The 20,093-nt window shown below is 72.7% G+C and carries 18 protein-coding genes and 2 pseudogenes; 11 read left to right on the top strand and 9 right to left on the bottom strand.

Annotated features, from left to right (window positions below):
* Positions 1–90: 90 nt before the first annotated feature.
* The 3 genes and pseudogenes from ACWEK3_RS36280 to ACWEK3_RS36270 form a co-directional block, all read right to left on the bottom strand.
* Positions 91–1,428, bottom strand: a complete 1,338-nt coding sequence (locus ACWEK3_RS36280; RefSeq protein ID WP_453251641.1) for a hypothetical protein — start codon at positions 1,426–1,428, stop codon at positions 91–93.
* A gap of 250 nt (positions 1,429–1,678) precedes the next feature.
* Positions 1,679–1,978, bottom strand: a pseudogene (locus ACWEK3_RS36275) (transcriptional regulator); the annotation flags it as partial.
* 301 nt (positions 1,979–2,279) lie between these two features.
* Complete coding sequence (locus ACWEK3_RS36270; protein ID WP_453251640.1) at positions 2,280–3,944, bottom strand: acyl-CoA dehydrogenase family protein; 1,665 nt, start codon at positions 3,942–3,944, stop codon at positions 2,280–2,282.
* Positions 3,945–4,089: 145 nt separating this feature from the next.
* On the opposite strand from ACWEK3_RS36270, the gene ACWEK3_RS36265 reads away from it, so the two are divergent.
* The 4 genes from ACWEK3_RS36265 (at position 4,090) to ACWEK3_RS36250 (ending at position 7,981) form a co-directional block, all read left to right on the top strand.
* Entirely contained in the window at positions 4,090–5,259 is a 1,170-nt protein-coding gene (locus tag ACWEK3_RS36265) for a YihY/virulence factor BrkB family protein (protein ID WP_450540514.1), read from the top strand.
* 79 nt (positions 5,260–5,338) lie between these two features.
* Positions 5,339–5,992 carry a ThuA domain-containing protein gene (locus ACWEK3_RS36260; protein WP_450540512.1) on the top strand — a complete coding sequence of 218 codons (654 nt, stop codon included), beginning with the start codon at positions 5,339–5,341 and terminating at the stop codon, positions 5,990–5,992.
* 122 nt (positions 5,993–6,114) lie between these two features.
* Positions 6,115–6,330: a PLD nuclease N-terminal domain-containing protein gene (locus tag ACWEK3_RS36255; protein WP_450540510.1), complete on the top strand. Its 216-nt coding sequence runs from the start codon at positions 6,115–6,117 to the stop codon at positions 6,328–6,330.
* An 88-nt stretch (positions 6,331–6,418) separates the two neighbouring features.
* A complete protein-coding gene (locus ACWEK3_RS36250; RefSeq protein ID WP_453251639.1) occupies positions 6,419–7,981 on the top strand; it encodes a carboxylesterase/lipase family protein in 1,563 nt (520 codons plus the stop codon).
* A gap of 334 nt (positions 7,982–8,315) precedes the next feature.
* Here ACWEK3_RS36250 and mmuM read toward each other — a convergent pair whose 3' ends face one another.
* Complete coding sequence (gene mmuM, locus ACWEK3_RS36245) at positions 8,316–9,254, bottom strand: homocysteine S-methyltransferase (protein WP_450540506.1); 939 nt, start codon at positions 9,252–9,254, stop codon at positions 8,316–8,318.
* A 72-nt stretch (positions 9,255–9,326) separates the two neighbouring features.
* On the opposite strand from mmuM, the gene ACWEK3_RS36240 reads away from it, so the two are divergent.
* From ACWEK3_RS36240 to ACWEK3_RS36230, 3 genes are read left to right on the top strand one after another with little or no spacing between them, the layout of a single operon-like run.
* Complete coding sequence (locus ACWEK3_RS36240; protein WP_384428542.1) at positions 9,327–9,695, top strand: VOC family protein; 369 nt, start codon at positions 9,327–9,329, stop codon at positions 9,693–9,695.
* 50 nt (positions 9,696–9,745) lie between these two features.
* A complete protein-coding gene (locus ACWEK3_RS36235) occupies positions 9,746–10,204 on the top strand; it encodes a hypothetical protein (RefSeq protein WP_376605847.1) in 459 nt (152 codons plus the stop codon).
* A complete protein-coding gene (locus tag ACWEK3_RS36230; RefSeq protein WP_450540504.1) occupies positions 10,201–10,968 on the top strand; it encodes an isocitrate lyase/PEP mutase family protein in 768 nt (255 codons plus the stop codon). Before ACWEK3_RS36235 ends, ACWEK3_RS36230 begins: the two co-directional genes overlap by 4 nt.
* 72 nt (positions 10,969–11,040) lie before the next feature.
* Here ACWEK3_RS36230 and ACWEK3_RS36225 read toward each other — a convergent pair whose 3' ends face one another.
* Both ACWEK3_RS36225 and ACWEK3_RS36220 read right to left on the bottom strand, forming a co-directional pair.
* Complete coding sequence (locus tag ACWEK3_RS36225; RefSeq protein ID WP_450540502.1) at positions 11,041–12,132, bottom strand: lytic polysaccharide monooxygenase; 1,092 nt, start codon at positions 12,130–12,132, stop codon at positions 11,041–11,043.
* A gap of 38 nt (positions 12,133–12,170) precedes the next feature.
* The gene (locus ACWEK3_RS36220; RefSeq protein WP_453251638.1) at positions 12,171–13,307 is read right to left on the bottom strand and encodes a GH12 family glycosyl hydrolase domain-containing protein; all 1,137 of its coding nucleotides are present in this window, start codon (positions 13,305–13,307) and stop codon (positions 12,171–12,173) included.
* 290 nt (positions 13,308–13,597) lie between these two features.
* On the opposite strand from ACWEK3_RS36220, the gene ACWEK3_RS36215 reads away from it, so the two are divergent.
* Positions 13,598–13,711 (top strand): pyridoxine 5'-phosphate oxidase C-terminal domain-containing protein, encoded by a 114-nt coding sequence (locus tag ACWEK3_RS36215; RefSeq protein WP_453251642.1) that lies wholly within the window; start codon positions 13,598–13,600, stop codon positions 13,709–13,711.
* On the opposite strand, the gene ACWEK3_RS36210 is transcribed toward ACWEK3_RS36215, so the two are convergent.
* On the bottom strand, positions 13,702–13,956 hold the full coding sequence (locus tag ACWEK3_RS36210; protein ID WP_453251637.1) for a DUF397 domain-containing protein: 255 nt from the start codon (positions 13,954–13,956) through the stop codon (positions 13,702–13,704). The genes ACWEK3_RS36215 and ACWEK3_RS36210 overlap by 10 nt on opposite strands.
* A pseudogene (locus ACWEK3_RS36205) lies at positions 13,953–14,802 on the bottom strand (helix-turn-helix domain-containing protein). The gene ACWEK3_RS36210 and the pseudogene ACWEK3_RS36205 overlap by 4 nt, the downstream one beginning before the upstream one ends.
* Before the next feature lie 160 nt (positions 14,803–14,962).
* Here ACWEK3_RS36205 and ACWEK3_RS36200 point away from each other — a divergent pair.
* Positions 14,963–15,421 carry an ATP-binding protein gene (locus tag ACWEK3_RS36200; protein WP_450540493.1) on the top strand — a complete coding sequence of 153 codons (459 nt, stop codon included), beginning with the start codon at positions 14,963–14,965 and terminating at the stop codon, positions 15,419–15,421.
* On the opposite strand, the gene ACWEK3_RS36195 is transcribed toward ACWEK3_RS36200, so the two are convergent.
* Complete coding sequence (locus ACWEK3_RS36195; RefSeq protein WP_453251636.1) at positions 15,384–16,631, bottom strand: D-arabinono-1,4-lactone oxidase; 1,248 nt, start codon at positions 16,629–16,631, stop codon at positions 15,384–15,386. The genes ACWEK3_RS36200 and ACWEK3_RS36195 overlap by 38 nt on opposite strands.
* 178 nt (positions 16,632–16,809) lie before the next feature.
* Here ACWEK3_RS36195 and ACWEK3_RS36190 point away from each other — a divergent pair, with 178 nt between their 5' ends.
* Positions 16,810–18,162, top strand: coding sequence for a radical SAM protein (locus ACWEK3_RS36190; protein WP_390728373.1), 1,353 nt, complete (start codon positions 16,810–16,812; stop codon positions 18,160–18,162).
* A gap of 215 nt (positions 18,163–18,377) precedes the next feature.
* Entirely contained in the window at positions 18,378–19,934 is a 1,557-nt protein-coding gene (locus ACWEK3_RS36185; protein WP_453251635.1) for a cellulose binding domain-containing protein, read from the top strand.
* Positions 19,935–20,093 lie beyond the last annotated feature (159 nt).

Here is a 20,093-nt window from a genome sequence, read left to right as displayed (position 1 = left end):
CTACCGGGGCTCCGCTCCTCATGTCCGGCGAATCCACACCTCAAAGACCCTGGACAACCCCGCCCGAGCCGTAACTTCACGGCCTTGGCACTAGCGCAGCTCCCGTTCGACCGCGGACAGCGGCAGCGCGAACAGCATCCGGCCCGACAGGGACCAGACGTCGCCGGTCTCCTGCCAGTAGGACAGGGAGCCGGTGCCGTCGCCCCAGCAGCGGTGGGTGTCCTCGGAGCCGCACTCGGCGGCCTTCGCGCCGCGCTCGTCCTGCCGCCACAGCGTGCCGTGCGTGCCCTCGTCCGCGGGGCGGCCCAGGTACCAGTCCGGTTCCGTGGACGGGCCCGGACGGTGCGACAGGACGCCCCGGACGTCCTCCGCCTTCGTCCCGTAGGCCTCGTCCGAGGCCGCCGTGCCACCGGAGTCGGTGGCCAGCAGACCGGAGCGGAGGGGGTCCCGGCTGAAGGAGTAGCGCCACAGGCGCGTGTGGCGGCCGCCGTCCGTGGGCGCGGCCTGACTCGCGACCAGGCTGGCCGGCGCGGAGCTGCGGTCCAGGGAGAGGCCGTCCGGGCAGGGCAGCGCGGAGACGTCCGCGCCGGCCGCCCGGACGCAGTTGCCGTCGGCCGGGCGGTAGGAGGCGACCGCGGGCAGCACCCATCGGTAGCCGTGCGCCGACCAGCCGCCCGGCACCCGGCCCACCTCCTGGCCGTCGACCGTGGCGCGGTGGATGCGGCGCAGGTCGTAGACGTACAGCGCGTCGCGCTCGCCGCCGGAGGTGGTGACCAGCAGTTTGTCCCGGTACCAGACCATCCCCGACACACGCGAGACGAGCCCGCGGAAGTCGCGTCCCCCGTCGACCGGGACGGCGAGCAGCGCCCAGGTGTAGGTGAGGTGGCCGGGGTCGTCGGCGTTGACGAAGGCGACCCGGGCCAGTCCGCGGCCGTCGTCGGTGTCGTGCGTCCAGCCGGAGAGGATCACCCGGTGCGCGCCCCACCGGCCGTTGTCCTCGGCGTCCCCCGAGGTGGTCACCGACTCCGGCCGCCACCGGCGGGTGGCGGAGTCCGCGGGGTCCCAGCAGTACGCGCGCGTGGCCGCCGGCTCGACGGGCAGCGCCTTCTTCTCGTGGGCGCTGCACTCGTCCACGTCGCGCAGCGAGCGGTCGGCGCCGCTGAGCACCGTGCCGACACCGACGGGCCGGCCCATCGCCGCGGCGAGCCGGTCGAGGGACCGCTGCGGCACCGGCTGCTCGGCCAGCCGCAGCCGGTCGAGCTCGGCGGACGAGGTGAGCGGCTTCAGGGCTCCGGGGTCGTCGGCGACGGTGGCCTGCGAGGTGCTGATCATGGTGGCGGCAGCGGTCAGCGCGAGGCCGGCCCCGGCCAGGACCGCGCGCAGCGCCCTGCCCCGTCTGCGCCTGCGGTGTCTGCCGCGCTGCTTCATACAGCCCCCTTTTCAGGGCTCGGTCCGCCTCCGGGACGCCTGTTCCGCGCGCACGGGCCAACTGCTCCGGGAGGTCCGAGCGTTGACCGAGTAGCGGCTGGGGCGACCCTGGGGCGATGCTACGGCAGTCCGCCCCGCGACAGGTCGAAGACCCTGCAATTATGCGGAAGATGCCACCCAGGGGCCGAACCCTTGACCTACCGGAGCCACCGGGGTCACCCACCCGCGCCACTCGCGGCACCGTGATGACACGCTCCCCTCGTACCTCCGGTGCCGCCGAGTGCGGGAGGAGGTCGGCCGGGTCGTCCGGGAGGAGCAGTTCGACGCCGGTGCCCTCGCAAAGGCGGTAGGGGCGGTGCTCCGGGAACGGGCCCAGGCAGCGCCGTACCCGCGACATATCGGCGCGGACGGTCACCCTGCGGGCCGGATCGCCGAACACGGCCTCGACCGGCTGCGAGCCGCTGCGGCCGGCGCGGTGCACGGCGAGCAGATGGAGCAATTCGGCGTGACGCGGGCTCAGTTCGTGGTTCCAGGAGCCACGTCCACCGGCGCCTTCGCCACTGGGTCCTCCCGTGAAAGGGGTCCGGGCAACCGGCTTCCGGGGCGCCCCGGCCATGCGGTCGCGCACGGTAGCGCCCCTCCCGGCCACCCCGCGCCCCGTGCCGCCCGGCCCCCTGCCGGAAGGGCGCCGTCCGCTCACGCGGACGCGCAAGTTGCAACCCCTTGCAACCCTGGTGAAACAGGCCTGAGTTCCTTGAAACTTGTGCAACGCCGCCGTGTGCGGCGTATACGGCCTGGAAAGGGCCTGAAGCGCGGGGGTGGTGCCGTGTCGGCGCAGCACCACCCCCGCTTCAGTGCGCGGGGCGCGCCCGTTCCACCACCGCCGCCAGGTTCAGGGTGTGCGGCAGCGCCCCGAAGGCCGCGCCCCACTCGCCGCCCAGCCGCGAGGCGCAGAACGCGTCGCCGACGTCCGGCGGCGCGAACCGCACCAGCAGCGCCCCCTGGAGCACCAGCGCCAGCCGCTCGGTCAGCCGCCGGGCCCGGGCCTCGACGCCTTCCAGATCGGCGAGTTCGGTGAGCAACTGTTTGATCGCCGCGTCGAGACGGTGGTCGGCGCCGCGCGCCAGGCCCACCTCCCGCAGATAGGCGTCGAGCGCCCCCGGCTCCCGCGTCAGGGCCCGCAGCACGTCCAGCGCCTGTACGTTCCCGGCGCCCTCCCAGATCGAGTTGAGCGGTGACTCGCGCACCAGGCGGGGCATCCCGGACTCCTCCACGTACCCGTTGCCGCCCAGGCACTCGGAGGCTTCCACCGCCAGCGGAGCGCACCGCTTGGTGACCCAGTACTTGGCGGCCGGCACCGCGATCCGGAGCAGTGCCCGCTCCTGCTCGCCCCCGTCGTCGTAGGCGGCCGCCAGGCGCAGCGCGAGCGTCGTCGCCGCCTCCGACTCCAGCGCGAGGTCGGCCAGCACGTTGCGCATCAGCGGCTTGTCGACGAGCTTGCCGCCGAACGCCTCGCGGTGCCCGCAGTGGTGCACCGCCTGTGCCACCGCCTGCCGCATCAGCCCCGCCGACCCGAGCACGCAGTCCAGCCGGGTCGCCGCGACCATTTCGATGATGGTGCGCACCCCGCGCCCCTCCTCGCCGACCCGGCGCGCCCAGGTCCCGTCGAACTCGACCTCGGCGGAGGCGTTGGACCGGTTGCCCAGCTTGTCCTTGAGCCGCTGGATCAGGAACACGTTGCGCGTGCCGTCCGCCAGCACCCGCGGCACCAGGAAGCAGGTCAGCCCTCCCCCGTCGCCTTCGGCACGCGAGGTACCCCCAGGGGTCTGCGCCAGCACCAGGAACCCGTCCGACATCGGCGCCGAGCAGAACCACTTGTGCCCGGTCAGCTCGTAGGCGCCGGCCTCGGCGAGCGGCCTGGCCACGGTGGTGGCCGCCCGTACGTCGCTGCCGCCCTGCTTCTCGGTCATCCCCATGCCGAACAGCACCCCGGCCTTCAGGTGCGCCGGCCGCAGTTCGCGCTCGTAGACCGCGGACGTCAGCCGCGGCTCCCACTCGGCGGACAGCTCCGGGTCGGTGCGCAGCGCGGGCACGGCCGCGTGGGTCATCGACAGCGGGCAGCAGGTGCCGGCCTCGACCTGCGTCCACACCAGGAAGGCGGCCGCCCGCCGCACATGCCCGGCCGGACGGTTCCAGGCCGCGGTCAGCCCGGCCGAGACGCCCTTGCCGAGCAGCCGGTGCCAGGCCGGGTGGAACTCGACCTCGTCGACGCGGTGGCCGTAGCGGTCGTGGGTGCGCAGCCTCGGCGGGTTCTCGTTGGCCTGCGCCCCCCACTCCTGCGCCTGGGCGGAGCCGGCGGCCCGCCCGAGCGTCGTCAGCTCCGCGCGCACCTCGTCGAGCAGCCCCGTCTCCACGTGCCGTCCGACCGCCTCGGCCAGGGCCTGATCGGCGGCGAAGACGTCGTATCCGACCAGCGGCGGCGGCTGGTTGGTCACGGTGTGCGTGCTGGGTGCCATACGACGGAACCTACCTCGCGGTACGGCACCGGGCATCACACAGCCGCCCCGTACCGGGCCCGCCGGGCTCCGGCAGGTGTCCTGCCTGGTGGCCGGACCCCCGGCGGGTGAGGGGGAGGGGAGCCGACGGAGATACCTTTGGCTCGTGCAGCAGTCAGCCAGCGAAACCCCCGACAGGCCGTCCGGCCGCCTCCACCGGGCACGAGCCCTCTACCGGAACGTATCCAAACGCAGGACCGCCTGGCTGCTGCTGAAGGACACCGTCAACTCGTGCATGGAGTACCGGATCCTGGGGCTGGCGGCCGAGGCGGCCTTCTTCTCCCTGCTGTCCGTGCCGCCCCTGCTGCTGAGCCTGATCGGACTGCTCTTCTACGTCGACACCTGGACCGGCGCGCACACCATCGCCAGCCTGGAGCGCAACATCCTGGACGCCTCCCGCACGGTCCTGTCCGACCAGGGGGTCAAGGAGATCACCCAGCCGATCCTGCGGGACGTCATGAAGGGCGGCCGGCCCGACGTGATCTCCATCGGGTTCGTGTTCGCCCTGTGGTCGGGCTCGCGCGCGGTGAACGTCTTCATCGAGACCATCACCGTCATGTACGGCCTCGACGGCGTGCGCGGCATCGTCAAGACCCGGTTGCTGGCCTTCGGTCTGTTCATCGTGGCCCTGCTGATCGGCTCGATCGCGCTGCCGCTGATGGTGGCCGGCCCGGACGCGGTGGTGCGGATCGTGCCGTGGTCGACGACGCTCGTGCAGATCCTGTACTGGCCGGTCGTGATCGTGCTGTCCGTCGTGTTCCTGACCACGCTGTACCACGTGTCCGTGCCGGTGCGCTCCGCGTGGATCGAGGACGTGCCCGGCGCCCTGGTCGCCCTGGCCATGTGGGTGGTGTGCAGCTTCCTGCTGCGCATCTACCTCACCAGCACCGTGGAGGGCCCGACCATCTACGGCTCACTCGCCGCGCCGGTCGCCGTGCTGCTGTGGATCGGTGTGTCCGCGTTCGCCGTGCTCGTAGGGGCGGCGGTCAACGCCGCCATCGACCGGGTCTGGCCGGCCACCGCCACGGCCCTGGCCCGCGCCGCCAACGAGCGGGTGCGCGAGGCGCAGATCGCCGAGTACGTCGCCCGTACCGCCGCGACCCGCGAGAACGAGCCCGACGACCCGGAGGACCCCGACATGCCCGCGGAGTTCCCCGAGCGGTGGTCGCGCTTCCTGCCCCCGGAGGACGTGACGGCACGGCTGCGGGCCCATGTGAAGACCACACATGCGCGGAGCCCGCACAAGGACGACCAGAACGGCTCGTCGAAGGAGTGACCGGACGCCGGCTGCCGGGCCGTCCAGGGCCTCCCGCGACCTCCCGTCGGGGCCCGGCGGCGGCGTAGGGTCGTCCGCCATGGACCGCCGACTCCTCGTCCACACCCGCACCGCCGACTACCGCCACGACTCCATCCCGGACGCCGTCGCCGCGCTGCGGGCCCTCGACGGTTTCGAGGTCGAGCACACCGAGGACCCCGAGGCCCTCGCCCGGCCCCTGGAGCGGTACGCCGCCGTCGTCTTCCTCTCCACCAGCGGCGAGGTGCTCACCCCGGCCGGCCGGGAACGCCTCGCCGCGTACGTCGAGCGGGGCGGCGGGTTCGTCGGTGTGCACGCGGCGGCCTGTACGGAGTACGACTGGCCTTACTACGGCGAACTGCTCGGCGCCTGGTTCGCCCGGCACCCGGAGTACCAGCCGGGCCGGGTCCTGGTCGAGGACCCCGACCATCCGGCCACCCGGCACCTGCCCGCCGAGTGGGCCTTCACCGACGAGTGGTACGACTTCCGCACCAACCCGCGCGGCACCGTACGGGTCCTGGCGCGCGCCGACGAGTCGTCGTACCGCGGCGGGGGCATGGGCCCCGACCACCCCCTGGTGTGGTGCCGCGAACAGGGCCGGGGCCGCGTCTTCTACACGGCGCTCGGCCACGCCTCCGAGGCCTACGCGGACCCGGACTTCCGGGCCCATCTGCGCGGCGGGATCGAGTGGGCGGCAGGGTCCGTCGCCGGGTGAGGTCCGGCCCGGGGCGCCACGGCCGCCGCCACCGTTCCCCTTGCTGGGGCCGATCATTAGTGGTACCGATCCGGTATCCCGCCCATGACCACTACGTCCGCCCTTCGAGAAGGAGACCTCCTGTGCTCGCCGACTCCTTCCGCGCGTCGTCCACCACCCCGTGGATGGCGATCGTGCCGCTGGTGGCGCTCGTCCCCGCCGTCTACTGCATGATCGACATCTCGCGGCACCCCGACACCAGGCAGCTCTCGCCCCTGGCGTGGCTGGCCGTCTGCGCCTTCGGCAACGTGATCGGCCTGGTCGCCTACCTCAGGTTCGGCCGCAGCGAGAACCGCTAGCGCTCCACACCCCGCGCCCGGAATACCGGAAGACGGCGGTGCGCTTCGGTGATACCGGTGCAAGACGCGGCGAAGGGCTGGTGGGCGCATGACGGCCGACAGATCGGACCCCGTGGTCACCACCCCCTACGGGGCGGTGCGAGGCAGACATGAGCACGGAGTGGCCGTGTTCCGCGGCGTCCCGTACGCCGCACCCCCCTTCGGCTCCCGGCGGTTCCGGCCGCCGGTGCCGCCCGAGCCCTGGGACGGTGTGCGCGACGCCGCCCTCTTCGGCCCGACCGCGCCCAAGCCTCCGTACTCCGAGGCCTTCGCCCGGTACCTGTCCGACCCGGTCGTCCCTGGCGACGACTGCCTCAACCTCAACGTGTGGACGCCCGACCCGGACCCGGGCGCCCGGCTCCCCGTCATGGTGTGGCTGCACGGCGGCGCGCTGACCCGCGGTTCCTCCGCCGTGCCCGTGTACGACGGGCGTGCCTTCGCCCGTGACGGCGTCGTCCTGGTCTCCGTCAACTACCGGCTCGGCGTGGAGGGCTTCGGACTGTTCCCGGACGCCCCCGCCAACCCCGGCCTGCGCGACCAGCTCGCCGCCCTGCGCTGGGTCCACGAGTCGATCGCCGCCTTCGGCGGCGACCCGGACCGGGTCACCCTGTGCGGCCAGTCGGCCGGAGCCATCAGCATCGGCGCCCTGATCGCCGCCCCACAGGCCCAGGGCCTGTTCCGGCGCGCGGTCCTCCAGAGCGGGCCGCCGGAGGCCGCCGAGCGCGGCAACGTACGGCGGATGGTGCGGCGCATGGCGACCCGGCTGAAGGTGCCCGCCACCGCCGAGGCGTTCGCCGCCGTCGACCGGGACCTGCTGCTGCGCACCCAGGCCGAGGTCGGCCGGCTCAGCAGCCCCGTCCTCGGCGGACCCGCCTTCGGCATCGTCGTCGACGGCGACCTCGTCCCACGCGACCCGCTCCAGGCCCTGGTGGAGGGCTACGCGGCGCGGGGAGCCGACCTGCTCATGGGCTGGACCCGCGACGAGTACCGGCTGTGGCTGGTCCCGGGCGGGCTGCTGGAGCGCGTCGACCGGCTCGGCCCGGTCGCGCTGGCCGGCGCCATGGCCCGCTGCCACTGCGGACACGAGGTGGTCCGCGGCTACCGGGCGCTGCGCCCCGGGGCCGGTACCGCCGAGATCGTCGGCCAACTGGTCACCGACCACCTGCTGCGCCGCCCGCTGCACCGCCTGGCCGACGCCCGCCCCGGCTCGTCGTACGTCTACGAGTTCGCCTGGCCCTCGCTGCAGCCCGGCCTCGGCGCCTGCCACGCCCTGGAACTCGGCTTCGTCTTCGACACCGGCGACGTCCCCGACTCCCGCAGGCTCGCCGGGGAGGGCGCCCCGCAGGAGCTGGCCGACGCCATGCACACGGCCTGGGTCCGCTTCGCCACCGACGGCGACCCCGGCTGGCGGCCCTGGGACGCCACCCACCCGGTACACGTCTTCGGCGACGGCCCCCCGCACACCGTCCCCGGCCCACGCGACGCCGAACTCGACCTCTGGACGGCCGCCGCCGAGTCACCCCCCGCCCCGGACGGCACCCGAGCCCGCGCCGCGGAACTCCGCACGGTGGTACGACGCCTGCGCCGCCCGGGCGGGGTGAGCGGCCACTGACGAGCGGCCACTGACGATCTCCTGCCGGGGGAGGGGAGCCATGGCCGGAACCTGGACGGGGGCTCGGGCGGCGGCCGGGGCCGACGGCAACCGGGCGATCGCCTTGTTCGCCCAGGGCCGGGTCCGGTAGGAGCCGGCGCCGACGGGGGCTGGTGTCGGACCGCGCGCTGGCGTGCCGTCCGGTGGATTGTGCCGGGGAAACGGTGGCGCGGCCACGGTGCCGTCGGCACGTGGGCCACTGCCGTGATCGCTGGGTTCCGTCCGGCAGGAGTCGCCACCCACCGGCTGCTGGAAGGGGCGCGGGTGGCCGTCGGCCCAGGGTGCCGTGGGGCCGCTACCGGGGCGACAGCACGCGGGCGATCTCCGAGATCGCCCCCGGGCCCACCCGGCAGCAGCCGCCGATCAGGCGGGCGCCGGAGGCGCGCCAGCGTTCGACCTGGTCCGGGGTGAAGGTGGAGCGGCCGGTCCAGGCGCGGGACTCGGCGTCCCAGGACTCGCCGCTGTTGGGGTAGACCACGACCGGCTTGCCAGTGACGCGACCGGCGGTCCGCGCGGCGGCCGCCGCGTCGCCGGGCGCACAGCAGTTCACGCCGACCGCGATCACCTCGTCCGCGTCGGCGGCCAGGGCGAACGCCTCCTCCAGCGGCTGCCCGGCGCGCGTACGGTCACCGGCGACGGTGTACGAGAGCCAGGCCGGCACCCCCAGCCCGCGCACCGCCCGCAGCAGCGCCCGCGCCTCGTCCGTGTCGGGCACCGTCTCCAGCGCCAGCACGTCGGGCCCGGCGGCGGCCAGCACCTCCAGGCGGGGCCGGTGGAAGCGCTCCAGCTCGTCGACGGTGAGCCCGTACCGGCCCCGGTACTCGGAGCCGTCGGCGAGCATCGCCCCGTACGGCCCCGCCGACGCGGCCACCCACAACGGCCGTACCACCCCGAGCGCGCGCGCCCGCCGCGCCGCCTCCCGCGCCGACTCCACGCTCAGCCGCATGAGCCCGGCGGCCCGCTCCCGTCCGATCCCCCGCTGCGCGAACCCCTCGAAGGTGGCCTGGTAGCTCGCGGTGATCGCCACGCTCGCCCCCGCCTCGAAGTACGCCAGATGTGCCTGAGTGACCGCCTCCGGCCGCTCGGCCAGCAGCCGCGCCGACCACAGCTCGTCGCTCAGGTCGTACCCGGCCGACTCCAACTGGTTCGACATACCACCGTCGAGCACCACCGCCCCACCGTCGAGCGCGTCGGCGAGGGCGGGGGAGGTGACGCTGGGGATGACGCTGTCCATGGCACGAAGCTAGCCGATCGGGCCCCGCGAAATTCCCCTGCACGGCCCCGGACGCCCTGACATCATCCCCGTATGACCTCCGCCATACGCCACGTCACGATCGACTGCGCCGACGCCCACGCCTTGGGCACCTTCTGGTCCAAGGTCCTGGACCTGCCCGTGCACGAGGACGACGAGCCGGGTGACGACGAGGCGTTGATCGAAGGCGCCGGCCTGCTCTTCGTCACGGTGCCGGACGCCAAGACGGCCAAGAACCGCGTGCACCTGGACCTCCAGCCGCAGGACCGCACCCGCGACGAGGAGGTGGAGCGGCTGCTGGGCCTCGGCGCGACCCTGGTCGCCGACCGCCGCAACCCGGACGGCACGGGCTGGGCGGTGCTCGCCGACCCGGAGGGGAACGAGTTCTGCGTGGAGCGCGGCGCGGGGGAGCGGGCGGGCTGACTCGAACGGTTCGGCCGGTACCGAAACAACCGGCCCCTAGCGTGGGCCGCATGAGCGAGACCGTCTACGAGACACCCGCCGCAGCCGTCACCTCCATGGTCGACCACGTGCTCGAACTGGCCGCCACCTGGACCGCCTGGGACGGCACGCCCGCCCGCGTCGACGATCGTGTGTACACCCCGCACAAGGCGATCCGCCGCGTCGCCGACCACATGATCGACCACTTGGCCGAACTGGAGGCGCGGCTGGCCGGAGAAAAGCCCCAGCCCGACTGCTGGCACGCCTCCGCGATCACGACCGAGTCCGACCGCGCCCCCTTTACCCCCGCGGATCTCGACGAGACGCGCAGCCGTCTGACCCGACTGGCCAGGATCTGGGCCAACCGCCTGGACGCGCTCACCGACGAGCAGCTCGACCACTCGCCGGGCGAGGGCTGGAGCTTCCGTGAACTCGCCCGCCACCTCGCCGGATCCACGTACTACGCCGACGCCGTCGGAGACCTGTCATGACCACCTTCGCCGACCTCCAACGGGCCGACGAGCCGCTGCTGCTGCCGAACGCCTGGGACGCGGCTTCCGCCCTGCTGCTCGCCGCCCGCGGATTCCCGGCCATCGGCACCACCAGCCTCGGCGTCGCCGCCTCCGCCGGACTGCCCGACGGTGCCGCCGCGACCCGCGAGCTCACCCTCCGCCTTGCCCTTCTCCTCGGCTCGCAGCCCTTCCTGCTCACCGTCGACGCGGAGGGCGGGTTCAGCGAAGACCCGGACGAGGTGGCCGAGTTCGCCCGGCAGCTGTGGGAGGCGGGGGCCCGCGGCATCAACCTGGAGGACGGGCTCGGGCCGCCCGACCGGCACGCCGCGAAGATCACCGCGGTGAAGTCCGCCGTGCCCGGACTGTTCGTCAACGCGCGCACGGACACGTACTGGCTGGGCGACGGAGACGTCACGCGGACACTGCGCCGGCTCGACGTCTATCAACAGGCGGGTGCCGACGGGGTGTTCGTCCCAGGGCTGACCGAACCCGAGGCGATCGCCGCCCTCGTGAGGCACCTCGACGCGCCGCTCAACATCCTCTACTCCCCGACCGGCCCCGCCGTCCCCCACCTCGCCGACCTCGGCGTACGCCGGATCAGCCTCGGCTCCCTGCTGTACCGGCGGGCGCTGGGCGCGGCCGTGGAGGCGATGGCCGCCGTCGCGGAGGGGCGTGCTCCGCGGGGCGCCGCTCCCTCGTACGTGGAGGTGCAGGCGCTCAGCGCCCGGGAGGGGCCCGCGTAGCGGAGTTCCCCGGCGCACACGAGAGGCGCGCCGGCGGGGTGCCGGCGCGCCCGGTGCGGGACGGTGCGGGTGTCAGCTCGTGGTGCAGCTGATCGAGCCGACCGGATAGTCGTTGCCGGTGGATGTGGCGGTGAATCCGAAGAAGACACTGCCGTTGGGAGGCACGGTCCGGTTGTAGTCGGCGTTCTTGACCGTGATCGTGCCGTCCCCGGCCGTGGTCAGGTTGCCGTTCCAGGCGCTGCCGATCTTGGTGCCGGCGCCTGGCTTCCAGGTCACCGTCCAGCCGTTCAGCGGTGCCGTGCCGTGGTTCATCACTTCCACGGAGCCCTGGAAGCCGCCGCCCCAGGAGTTCTCCACGTTGTACACGGCCATGCAGGAGCCGGTCTGCGGGTCCGTCGGAGTGGGGGTCGGGGTGGGGGTGGGAGTCGGAGTCGGGTTCGGCGAGCCGGAGTTCCGGATGCCGGTCACCTCGCCGTGGCCGCCGTCGAAGACGATGTCCGAGCAGGAGAAGAAGTTCTCCTGGCTGTCGGAGCGCACCCACTGGATGAAGATCAGCGCGTTGCCCGAACGGCCGGAGGGCAGCGCGAGGTTCCAGTAGTAGTGGCCGCCGTCGGTGCCCGGCGACCCGACCTGCGGCGGGTTGCTGACCGTCTGGATCAGGTCCAGGTCGGCCCAGCGCAGCTGGGACGTGGACGACCAGCCGGGCTTGGTCAGGTAGACCCGGAAGTCGCCCGGGTGCGCGGCCCAGTTGCTGTACTGGACCTGCATCGAGGACCCGGAGGTCAGATGGGTCCGGGGCCAGTCGGCGCGGGCGGCGTTGTAAGCGGAGAAGTCGTACGGCGAGCGGTCTCCCGCGCTGCACAGGGTGCCGTCCGGCACGTAACCCTGGTTCCGGCCACCGGCGTTGGAGTCGAGCACCGCGAACCAGTTGTACAGGGGAGTGGCGCCGCTCTTGTTCAGGGCGTCCCGGCACGCGGGGTTCGTCGGGTCGAGACTGCCGGTCGCCGTGCGGGCGTCCACGTAACACAGATAGGTGCGCGAACCGGGCATCATCGCCACGCCGTGCGCCTCGGCGCGGCCCTGACCGAGCAGGGTCAGGCCCAGTGCCGCGAGGAGGGTGGCGAAGGCCGCCGCCACCGATAAGAGTCTGCTGCGTCGAGCCACGTTCGGTCCTTCCTTCCTTGTGGGGGTGGTGGTGCGTCTCAGGCGGTCGTGCAGGCAGTGCCGTTGAGGGTGAAGGCGCTCGGTGCGGCGAACGTGCCGCTGTAGGTGCCCTGGAAGCCGAACGCCTGGCTGCCGCCCGGTGCGATCCCCTTGTTGTGCGACAGGGCGGTCGCGGTGACGGCACCCGAGGACGGGTTCACCGTGGCGTTCCAGGCGCTGGTGACGCGCTGCCCAGAGGGCAGGGCGAAGCCGAGCTGCCAGCCGTCCACCGCCGCCGAACCGGTGTTGCGGACGGTGACGTCGGCGGTGAACCCGCCCGGCCAGACGTTCGTGGCGTACGTCACCGAGCAGGCGGCCTGGCCACCGGGGTTGCCACCCCCGCCGCCTCCACCGCCGCCCGTGCGGATCTCCGACGAGAAGGACGTCACGGCGAGCCCGGTACCGTTCTGCCAGGGCTCGAAGCCTGCCTGAATACTCGTCAGATACCAGTTGCTCGTGGCCATTTGACGGGAGACCGCTTGCTGGACGAAGTCCATCACGTCGAAGTTCCAGCTCGTGATCGCCGACGGGGCGACGAAGGACAGCACGTTGTTGGAGCCGTTGCTGCCGGACCACACCTGCCAGGAACGGCCGGCGACCGTGGCCGTGCCGGTCTGCGAACCCACCGGCTGGATCGGTCCGACCTTGTTGAACCAGACCATGATCTCGGTCCGGTTCACGCCGTCCTTGCGGGGCGTCGGGTCCAGCCAGATGTCGTAGGCGGCGTCGTAGACCGCGTCGCTGACATAGCCGTACGAGATGCTGGTGGGCGCGCTGGAGATGGTGTCCAGCCGGGCCGGGAGCGAGGTGCCCGGCGAGCAGTTGGTGTAGTGACAGCCGTTGTAGACGGACGGGTACGACTTCGGAGCACCGTTGGTGGCCGCCGAGCCGTCGGCCCGGTTGATCCGGAAGCCGGAGTCCGTGACGGTGATGCACTGGGCGGCGTCGGTGCCCCAGCGGTTGTTCTGGACGACGTAGCGGCCCTGGATCGTGGTCGTTCCGAAGGCGTCGCAGATCTGTGTGTCGGCGTGCGCCGCCGGAGCGGCCGCCAGGAAGGCGGCGACCAGGGCGAGAGCGGTGAGCAGCGCGCACAGTAAGCCGCGCGCGGGGTCGAGCCGATGGGGCAGCAGTCGCATAGGGGCCTCTTCGAGGGCGACGTCGGAGGGAGGAGTGCTCCCGCTTGCGGTCCATGGGAGCGCTCCCATGGTTTGAAACGGGACTATAGAAGCGACGCATGTCCCTGACAAGACTGCGTGCGGGATCCTCTCGGCGGCGCAGCGCGAGAAGAGTGAAAGGGAGCGGGCGGCGCCGGACGGCCCTCCGGTCGGGGGCTGCTGCTCAAGGAGATGGATGACCGGGGGGCTGCTGTTCACCAGCTTCAGCGGCAGCCGCAACGGTCTCCCGCCCCGAGGGCTGGTCCGGCTATCTGCTACGACCCGAGTCCATCAAGTTCTGGTATGGCAGCCCCGACCGGCTGCACCGCCGGCTGCGCTATGAAATGGCCGAAAGCGATTGGCGGCACCAGTGGCTTCAGCCGTGACGGCCGCCTGCGGTGAACCCTATGAACTCCGGCCAGGCGGTGGGGGAGAGAGTGAGTTGAGCACCGGCGGTGTTCTTGGAGTCGCGTACGTGGATGGTGGTGGGGCAGCTGGCCACTTCGACGCAGTCGCCGGAGTCATCGCCGCTGTACGTGGACTTGCGCCAGGCGAGGGCCACTTCGACGCAGTCGTCGCCGTCGGTCCCGCTGTAGCTGCTCTTGAACCAGGCCAGTTCGTCGGTGCTCATAGCGCTCCTCGCATCTGCTCCAGCAGGCTCCGGGAATCGTCCGGGGTGAGAGCCTGTGAACGCAGTTTCGCATAGCGCATGTGGAGCACACTGATCGTTTTCGGATCGACGGCGAACCGGCCGCCCCGTTGTGCCTCGCAGTATGCGAACCACTCGTTTTCGGGGCTTTCCGCGAGTCGGATAGGTCCGTCGAGGCAGGCGTGAGCGCCGCGGTTCATCGGCATCACTTGGAATTCCAGGTTGCGCGGTGCGGTGGCTTCCAGGACGTGGTCGATCTGCTGGCGCATCACCGCTCCTCCGCCGGTCTCCCGCCGAAGGACGTGCTCCTCCACGATGAAGCTGAACGCCGTTGTTGGGCCGCTCTGCGAACAGCGACTGTCGCTCCAGGCGGGCTGCGATCATCGCCTCGATCTCCGGGTCGGCGAGCAGGGGCAGCCGTACGCTGAACAGCCCGCGCGCATACGCTTCCGTCTGCAGAAGCCCCGGTACGACCCGGTTCTCGAACGTATACAAGCTGATCGCCTGCTCCTCCAGTTCCGCCCACTGGCGGAACCAGGACGCCAGCCCCTTCTCCCGGCCGACGTGCTTGTACACGCCCTTCAGCGCGCCGAAGGCGTCCAGCACCTCCTCCGCGCGCTCGACGAACACGCGGGGCGGGAAGCGTCGCCCTTGTTCGATCGACGCCACGGTCCCCGGCTGGTAGCCGACGAGCGGGGCGTAGTCCTCCTGGGTGAAGCCCGCCCGTTTGCGGAAGGCCTTGTGTGCCGCTCCGAACGCCTTCATGCTGTCCGACGGTTCGGGCTCGCCGGTGGTCGTAACTGTGCTGCTGCTGGTGTTTTCGGTCATGGCAAGTTCCCCCCCCGAGTCCACTGAAGTTCCCAACCTCGCGAGGGCACCCAGGGTCACGCCCCGTGACACCCACTGTCCATGGCGTGAACTCCGACAGTGCGCGGCGTACGAGCGCCGTGACTGGTTGGATCGGCGTGACCTGCGGAACCGTCGGGCCATGCACGTAGACCCCCGGCTCCAGGAGCCCGTCACCGTACGTATGTTCAGCCAGTTGTTGACCTGCACCCCGCGAGGTGCCCGGCTCGCGCGGCGGCTCGTGGCGCATCGGATGGATGCCTGGGGGTTCCCGTACGGGAGCGAGGTGGGCGAGAACGTGACGCTGGTCGTCGCCGAACTCGCCGCCAACGCCGTCCGGCACGGCCGCGTCCCCGGGCGGGACTTCCGCGTCCGGCTGCTGTGGGAGGGCGCGGTCGTCCGCGTGGAGGTGGCCGACGCGCGGACCGAACGGCTCCCGGTGCTGCGGGAGCCGGACGGCGAGGGCGGGCGCGGGCTTCTGCTGGTGGCCGCCGTGTCCGAGCGGTGGGGCGTGGAGCCGCGGGCGGGCCGTGCCTACAAGGTGGTGTGGGCGGAGGTGCGGGTCACGGGGCCAGGAGGTCCGCGAGGAAGGCGTTCGTGAACTTCCCGGCCGGGTCCAACTCCCGGGCCAGCGCGCGGAAGTCGTCCAGGCGCGGGTACCGGTCGCGCAGTACGGCCGACGGTGTGGTGAACACCTTGCCCCAGTGCGGGCGGGGGTCGAGGTCCGCCAGTGCCTGCTCAAGGCGGCGCACGACCGGCAGCACGGCGGCCGTGTCCTCGATCCAGGTGAAGTGCGCGGCGACGGTGTCCCGGCCGTAGGAGGGGCTCAGCCACTGCTCGTCGGCGGCGACGGTGCGGATCTCGCACGTCTGGAGCACTGGGGCGACCGTCTCCCGGATCCCGTCGAGCGCGTGCAGGACGTCGAGGGCGTACCGGCGCGGCAGCAGGTACTCCGACTGCAACTCGGCGCCGCTGCTCGGGGTGAACTCTGCGCGGAAGTGCGGCAGTCGCTCGTGCCAGGGTCCGGGCACGCCGAACTGCTGCGTGCAGTTCTCCGCCGGCATGCCCGGCACCGGGTGCAGCGCGACCTTGGCCGGTACCGCCCAGGGGAAGGCGGGCAGCGGCTGGTCGGTGCGCCGCTTGAGCCACACCTGGCGGAAGCCCGGGTCACGCCAGTCGGTGAACAGGCTGACGCTGTACGCGGCGGCCGCCACCGTCTCGAAGTCCAGCCCCTCCAGGGGAAGTTCGGTGAACAGGTGCTGCTCGACCTCGTAGGCGGGCTCCAGGTCGAGGGTGAGCGCGGTGACCACGCCGAGCGCGCCGAGGGAGGTGACGGCCCCGCCGAACCGCGGGTCGCCCCGGCCGATGACGACCGTCGAGCCGTCCGCGGTGACGATCTCCACCTCCCGCACGGGGGCGGCCAGCGGACCGTTGCCCACGCCGGAGCCGTGGGTGCCGGTCGCCACCGAGCCGGCCACGGAGATGTGCGGCAAGGAGGCCGTGTTGGGCAGGGCGAGGCCGTGCGCGTGCACCTGGCGGGCCAGCTCCGCGTACCGGAGACCGCCGGCCACCCGGACCGTGCGGGCCGCCGTGTCGACGTCCGCCTCGGCGGGCAGCGCCTCCAGGGAGAGCAGGGTGCCCCCGGCGCCCGGGTCGGCGATCTCGTTGAAGGAGTGCCCGCTGCCCAGCACCCGCACCCGCGCACTGCGGGTGACCAGCTCCCGCACCGCGTCGAGCGAGCCCGGCCGGTCCACCTCCGCGGCGCTGTAGGTGATGTTCCCCGCCCAGTTGGTCACGGTCGTCCCGGTCATCCCGCTCTTCCTCCCCCTCACGCCCTCGCGCCACGACCCACAAGGTCACCGGGCGAACCTACCCGACGGCCGCCGGGCAGGGGTTCACGGCCTCCGTGCGGGGGACCCGGCACGACCCGCGCGCGAGCGTAGGCATACCGTGAGAAGTCGTACACGCGAGTCGGGAGGAGTCAACGGGATGGACAGCCGTACCGAGCTGGTCGAGGATCTGATGGAGCGCTTCCCGCATGTGCCGCGGGAGGCCGTCTTCAAGGAGGACCTGCTCCGGGGCGGTGTGGCCTTCGACCCCTCCGCGCTGAGTGACAACGAGAGCGGCGAGGTCAAGCCGAAGTCGTACTTCATCTTCTCCTTCGACCACGGCACCCTGCCCGAGCTGGGGGAGGCCGCGCTGCGGCGGCCGCCGGAGGAGATCATCCTCACCGGCGGACCGTACGACCTGCGGCGGACCGTCGTCTCCGTACGGGTGAACCCCGCCTCGCCCTACCGCGTGGCCGCCGACGACGAGGGGATGCTCGGCCTCTACCTCGACGGGAAGCGGATCGCCGACGTCGGCGTGCCGCCCATGCCCGAGTACTACCGGCACAAGCTGTCCAACGGGAAGTCGGTGATGGAGGTCGCCCCGACCATCCAGTGGGGCTACCTGATCTACCTCACCGTCTTCCGGGTCTGCCAGTACTTCGGCGCCAAGGAGGAGTGCCAGTACTGCGACATCAACCACAACTGGCGCCAGCACAAGGCGGCCGGCCGGCCCTACACCGGCGTCAAGGACGTCGAGGAGGTCCTGGAGGCGCTGGAGATCATCGACCGGTACGACACCCAGAAGGCGTCCACCGCCTACACCCTCACCGGTGGCGCCGTCACCTCCAAGGTGGCGGGCCGCGACGAGGCCGACTTCTACGGCCACTACGCCAAGGCCATCGAAGAGCGCTTCCCGGGCCGCTGGATCGGCAAGGTCGTCGCACAGGCGCTGCCGAAGCCGGACGTGCAGCGGTTCAAGGACTACGGCGTGCAGATCTACCACCCCAACTTCGAGGTGTGGGACCGCCGTCTGTTCGAGCTGTACTGCCCGGGCAAGGAGCGCTACGTCGGCCGCGACGAATGGCACCGCCGCATCCTGGACTCCGCCGAGGTGTTCGGCGCGCGCAATGTGATCCCCAACTTCGTGGCGGGCGTGGAGATGGCCGAGCCCTTCGGCTTCACCACCGTCGACGAGGCCATCGCGTCCACCACCGAGGGCCTGCGCTTCTTCATGTCGCACGGCATCACGCCCCGCTTCACCACCTGGTGCCCGGAGCCCACCACCCCGCTGGGCAAGGCCAACCCGCAGGGCGCGCCGCTGGAGTACCACATCCGGCTGCTTGAGGCCTACCGCGCCACGATGGACGACTTCGGCCTCTCCTCGCCCCCCGGCTACGGCCCGGCCGGCCCCGGCAACGCGGTCTTCTCGGTCAGCTCCTTCATGGACAGCCTGCCGGCGGAGCCGGCGTCGCGGGAGACCGCGGAGCAGGCGGCCGGCGGGGCGGCGCGGTAGTCCTCCGCGGCGCGTTTTCGGATCCCGTGAGCCGAATGGGGGCTTCGGTCCGTACTACGGAGCGGAGTTGAGGACCACGGGATCCGTCACGACAATTGCATGCCTGGCTTGTCAGTTGTGTCAAAGGCGTGAAAAGCTCGTGCTCTGCCGGAAGGTTCCCCCCAACTCCTCCCTGAGCGCAGAGAGTTGACCTCGCCCGTGGATGCAGGAGACCCATGCCCGACCTGCCGAGCCCCAAGGACGCGACCGAGGCCGCGCTGTTCTCCGAATGCTGGGACGCCGTGCTCTCCTACGCCGACCTGTGCACGGCGGGCTCCGGCGCGGCCGGGCAGCTGGCCACGGAGGCGTTCGCCGCGGGTCTGCGCGAGGTCCGGGCCGCCGAGGCCGGTGCGTCCCGGGGCCGCCGTACGCCCCGGCTGCCCGCGATCCCGCTGACGCTGACGGCCGTGCGCGCCTCCGCCGCGTCCTGGGAGGCCGGCGGACTCGGCGACCGGCTCGACCCGGATCTGCGGCTGTGGCTCAACTCCGACAAGGCCGCCCGCTACACCGGCCCGCCGCCGCACCGCCCGCTCGCCCTGCGCACCCTGCGGGACCTCCAGGAACCGGACGCCGCGCTGCTGTGGCTGGCCGAGGTGGAGGCGCTGCCGTCGACCGTGGTGGCCCGCCGGCTGGGCCTCGACCCCGCGCGCGTGTCCGAGGAACTCGACCAGGTGCGGGCCCTGTTCCGGGACCGGTGCCGCCGCAACCACCTCGACACCCCGATGGACGCGGAGTGCCGCGGCTACGCCGGGCTGCTGGACGCGGTCACCCGGCCCAGGTCCGCCGCCGAGACCCCCGAGGACCTCTCCCGGCACCTCGCCACCTGCGAGGGGTGCGCCCAGGCCGCCGCCTGCCTGCGGCCGCACGGCGGCGGACTGCCCACCGCGCTGGCCGGCGGCGTCATCGGCTGGGGCGGCCTGGCCTACCTGGAGCGCCGCCGCCGGGCCGCCGAGGTGCGCCTCGGCACCCACCGCTCCGCGGCGGCGGACATGGGCGGCGAGCCGCAGGAGGGCGCCGCTCGGGCGCGGGTCGTGCGCGGCGGCCTGCTCGCCGCGGCGGTCGCCCTGTCCGGGCTGGCGCTGGCCGTGTCGATGATGCCCTTCGGCAGCTCCGCGAACGACGCCGAGCGCGGCGACGACAGCCGCCGGCAGGTCGCCGGCGGCCGCCCGGCCGGCGACCCGGACGCCGCCCCGCCCGCCGCCGACCCCATGCCGTCCGCCTCCGTCGCGGCCTCCGTCTCCGCGGCCCACGAGTCGTCCGCGAGCGGCGCGGCGACCCGGTCCGGCCGCGAGAACTCCGACCCGGAGCCGCAGGGCACCGCCTCGGCCACCGCCGACGGGGGCGACTCGCCCGATCCCGCGACGGACGGGCCCGGGGCGGGCGACCCGGCGACGGGTGGGCAGGGGAACAGCGGGACGGGGGTCTGCCGGGTCGACTACGACCTGACGAACGAGTGGACCGACGGCTTCCAGGCCAAGGTCACCGTCACCACCGCCCGCTCCCTGGACACCTGGCGCGTCGCCTGGTCCTTCCCCGACGGGCAGCAGGTCGGTCAGATGTGGGACGCGACCGTCGCCCAGAACGGCCCCCGCGTCATTGCCACCGCCGCCGAATACAACAAGTCCGTCCCCGCGAACGGCACCCTGTCCTTCGGCTTCCTCGGCACCTGGCACGGCCGTAACTCCGCGCCGTACGACTTCACGCTCAACGGCCACAGCTGCGCGACGGCCTGAACCCAGGGCCGCAAACGGCCCGGAGCCCGGACGCCCCGATGGCGTGGCGGCCCGGCGGCCCGGTCCGAGGAGTGACCCGAACGGCCCTGTCGGGTACCCGGGCGGGGCATGGAGGGTGGGAGCGTGTGCCGCCGGCACGCGGTACCCCCGACCCGCACG

The sequence above is a fragment of the Streptomyces sp. NPDC004721 genome (genome assembly GCF_053601495.1).
The sequence above is the reverse complement of the archived record's forward strand: the minus strand, read 5'-3'. Positions and strand labels throughout refer to the sequence as shown.

What these genes read in the sequence shown, in the direction of transcription:
- mmuM (WP_450540506.1), bottom strand. Translation starts at nt 9,254, where the DNA reads ATGGACAGCGTCATCCCCAGCGTCACCTCCCCCGCCCTCGCCGACGCG.
- ACWEK3_RS36220 (WP_453251638.1), bottom strand. Translation starts at nt 13,307, where the DNA reads ATGCGACTGCTGCCCCATCGGCTCGACCCCGCGCGCGGCTTACTGTGC.
- ACWEK3_RS36190 (WP_390728373.1), top strand. Translation starts at nt 16,810, where the DNA reads ATGGACAGCCGTACCGAGCTGGTCGAGGATCTGATGGAGCGCTTCCCG.
- ACWEK3_RS36210 (WP_453251637.1), bottom strand. Translation starts at nt 13,956, where the DNA reads ATGAGCACCGACGAACTGGCCTGGTTCAAGAGCAGCTACAGCGGGACC.
- ACWEK3_RS36230 (WP_450540504.1), top strand. Translation starts at nt 10,201, where the DNA reads ATGACCACCTTCGCCGACCTCCAACGGGCCGACGAGCCGCTGCTGCTG.
- ACWEK3_RS36195 (WP_453251636.1), bottom strand. Translation starts at nt 16,631, where the DNA reads ATGACCGGGACGACCGTGACCAACTGGGCGGGGAACATCACCTACAGC.
- ACWEK3_RS36200 (WP_450540493.1), top strand. Translation starts at nt 14,963, where the DNA reads ATGCACGTAGACCCCCGGCTCCAGGAGCCCGTCACCGTACGTATGTTC.
- ACWEK3_RS36185 (WP_453251635.1), top strand. Translation starts at nt 18,378, where the DNA reads ATGCCCGACCTGCCGAGCCCCAAGGACGCGACCGAGGCCGCGCTGTTC.
- ACWEK3_RS36280 (WP_453251641.1), bottom strand. Translation starts at nt 1,428, where the DNA reads ATGAAGCAGCGCGGCAGACACCGCAGGCGCAGACGGGGCAGGGCGCTG.
- ACWEK3_RS36270 (WP_453251640.1), bottom strand. Translation starts at nt 3,944, where the DNA reads ATGGCACCCAGCACGCACACCGTGACCAACCAGCCGCCGCCGCTGGTC.
- ACWEK3_RS36240 (WP_384428542.1), top strand. Translation starts at nt 9,327, where the DNA reads ATGACCTCCGCCATACGCCACGTCACGATCGACTGCGCCGACGCCCAC.
- ACWEK3_RS36235 (WP_376605847.1), top strand. Translation starts at nt 9,746, where the DNA reads ATGAGCGAGACCGTCTACGAGACACCCGCCGCAGCCGTCACCTCCATG.
- ACWEK3_RS36250 (WP_453251639.1), top strand. Translation starts at nt 6,419, where the DNA reads ATGACGGCCGACAGATCGGACCCCGTGGTCACCACCCCCTACGGGGCG.
- ACWEK3_RS36260 (WP_450540512.1), top strand. Translation starts at nt 5,339, where the DNA reads ATGGACCGCCGACTCCTCGTCCACACCCGCACCGCCGACTACCGCCAC.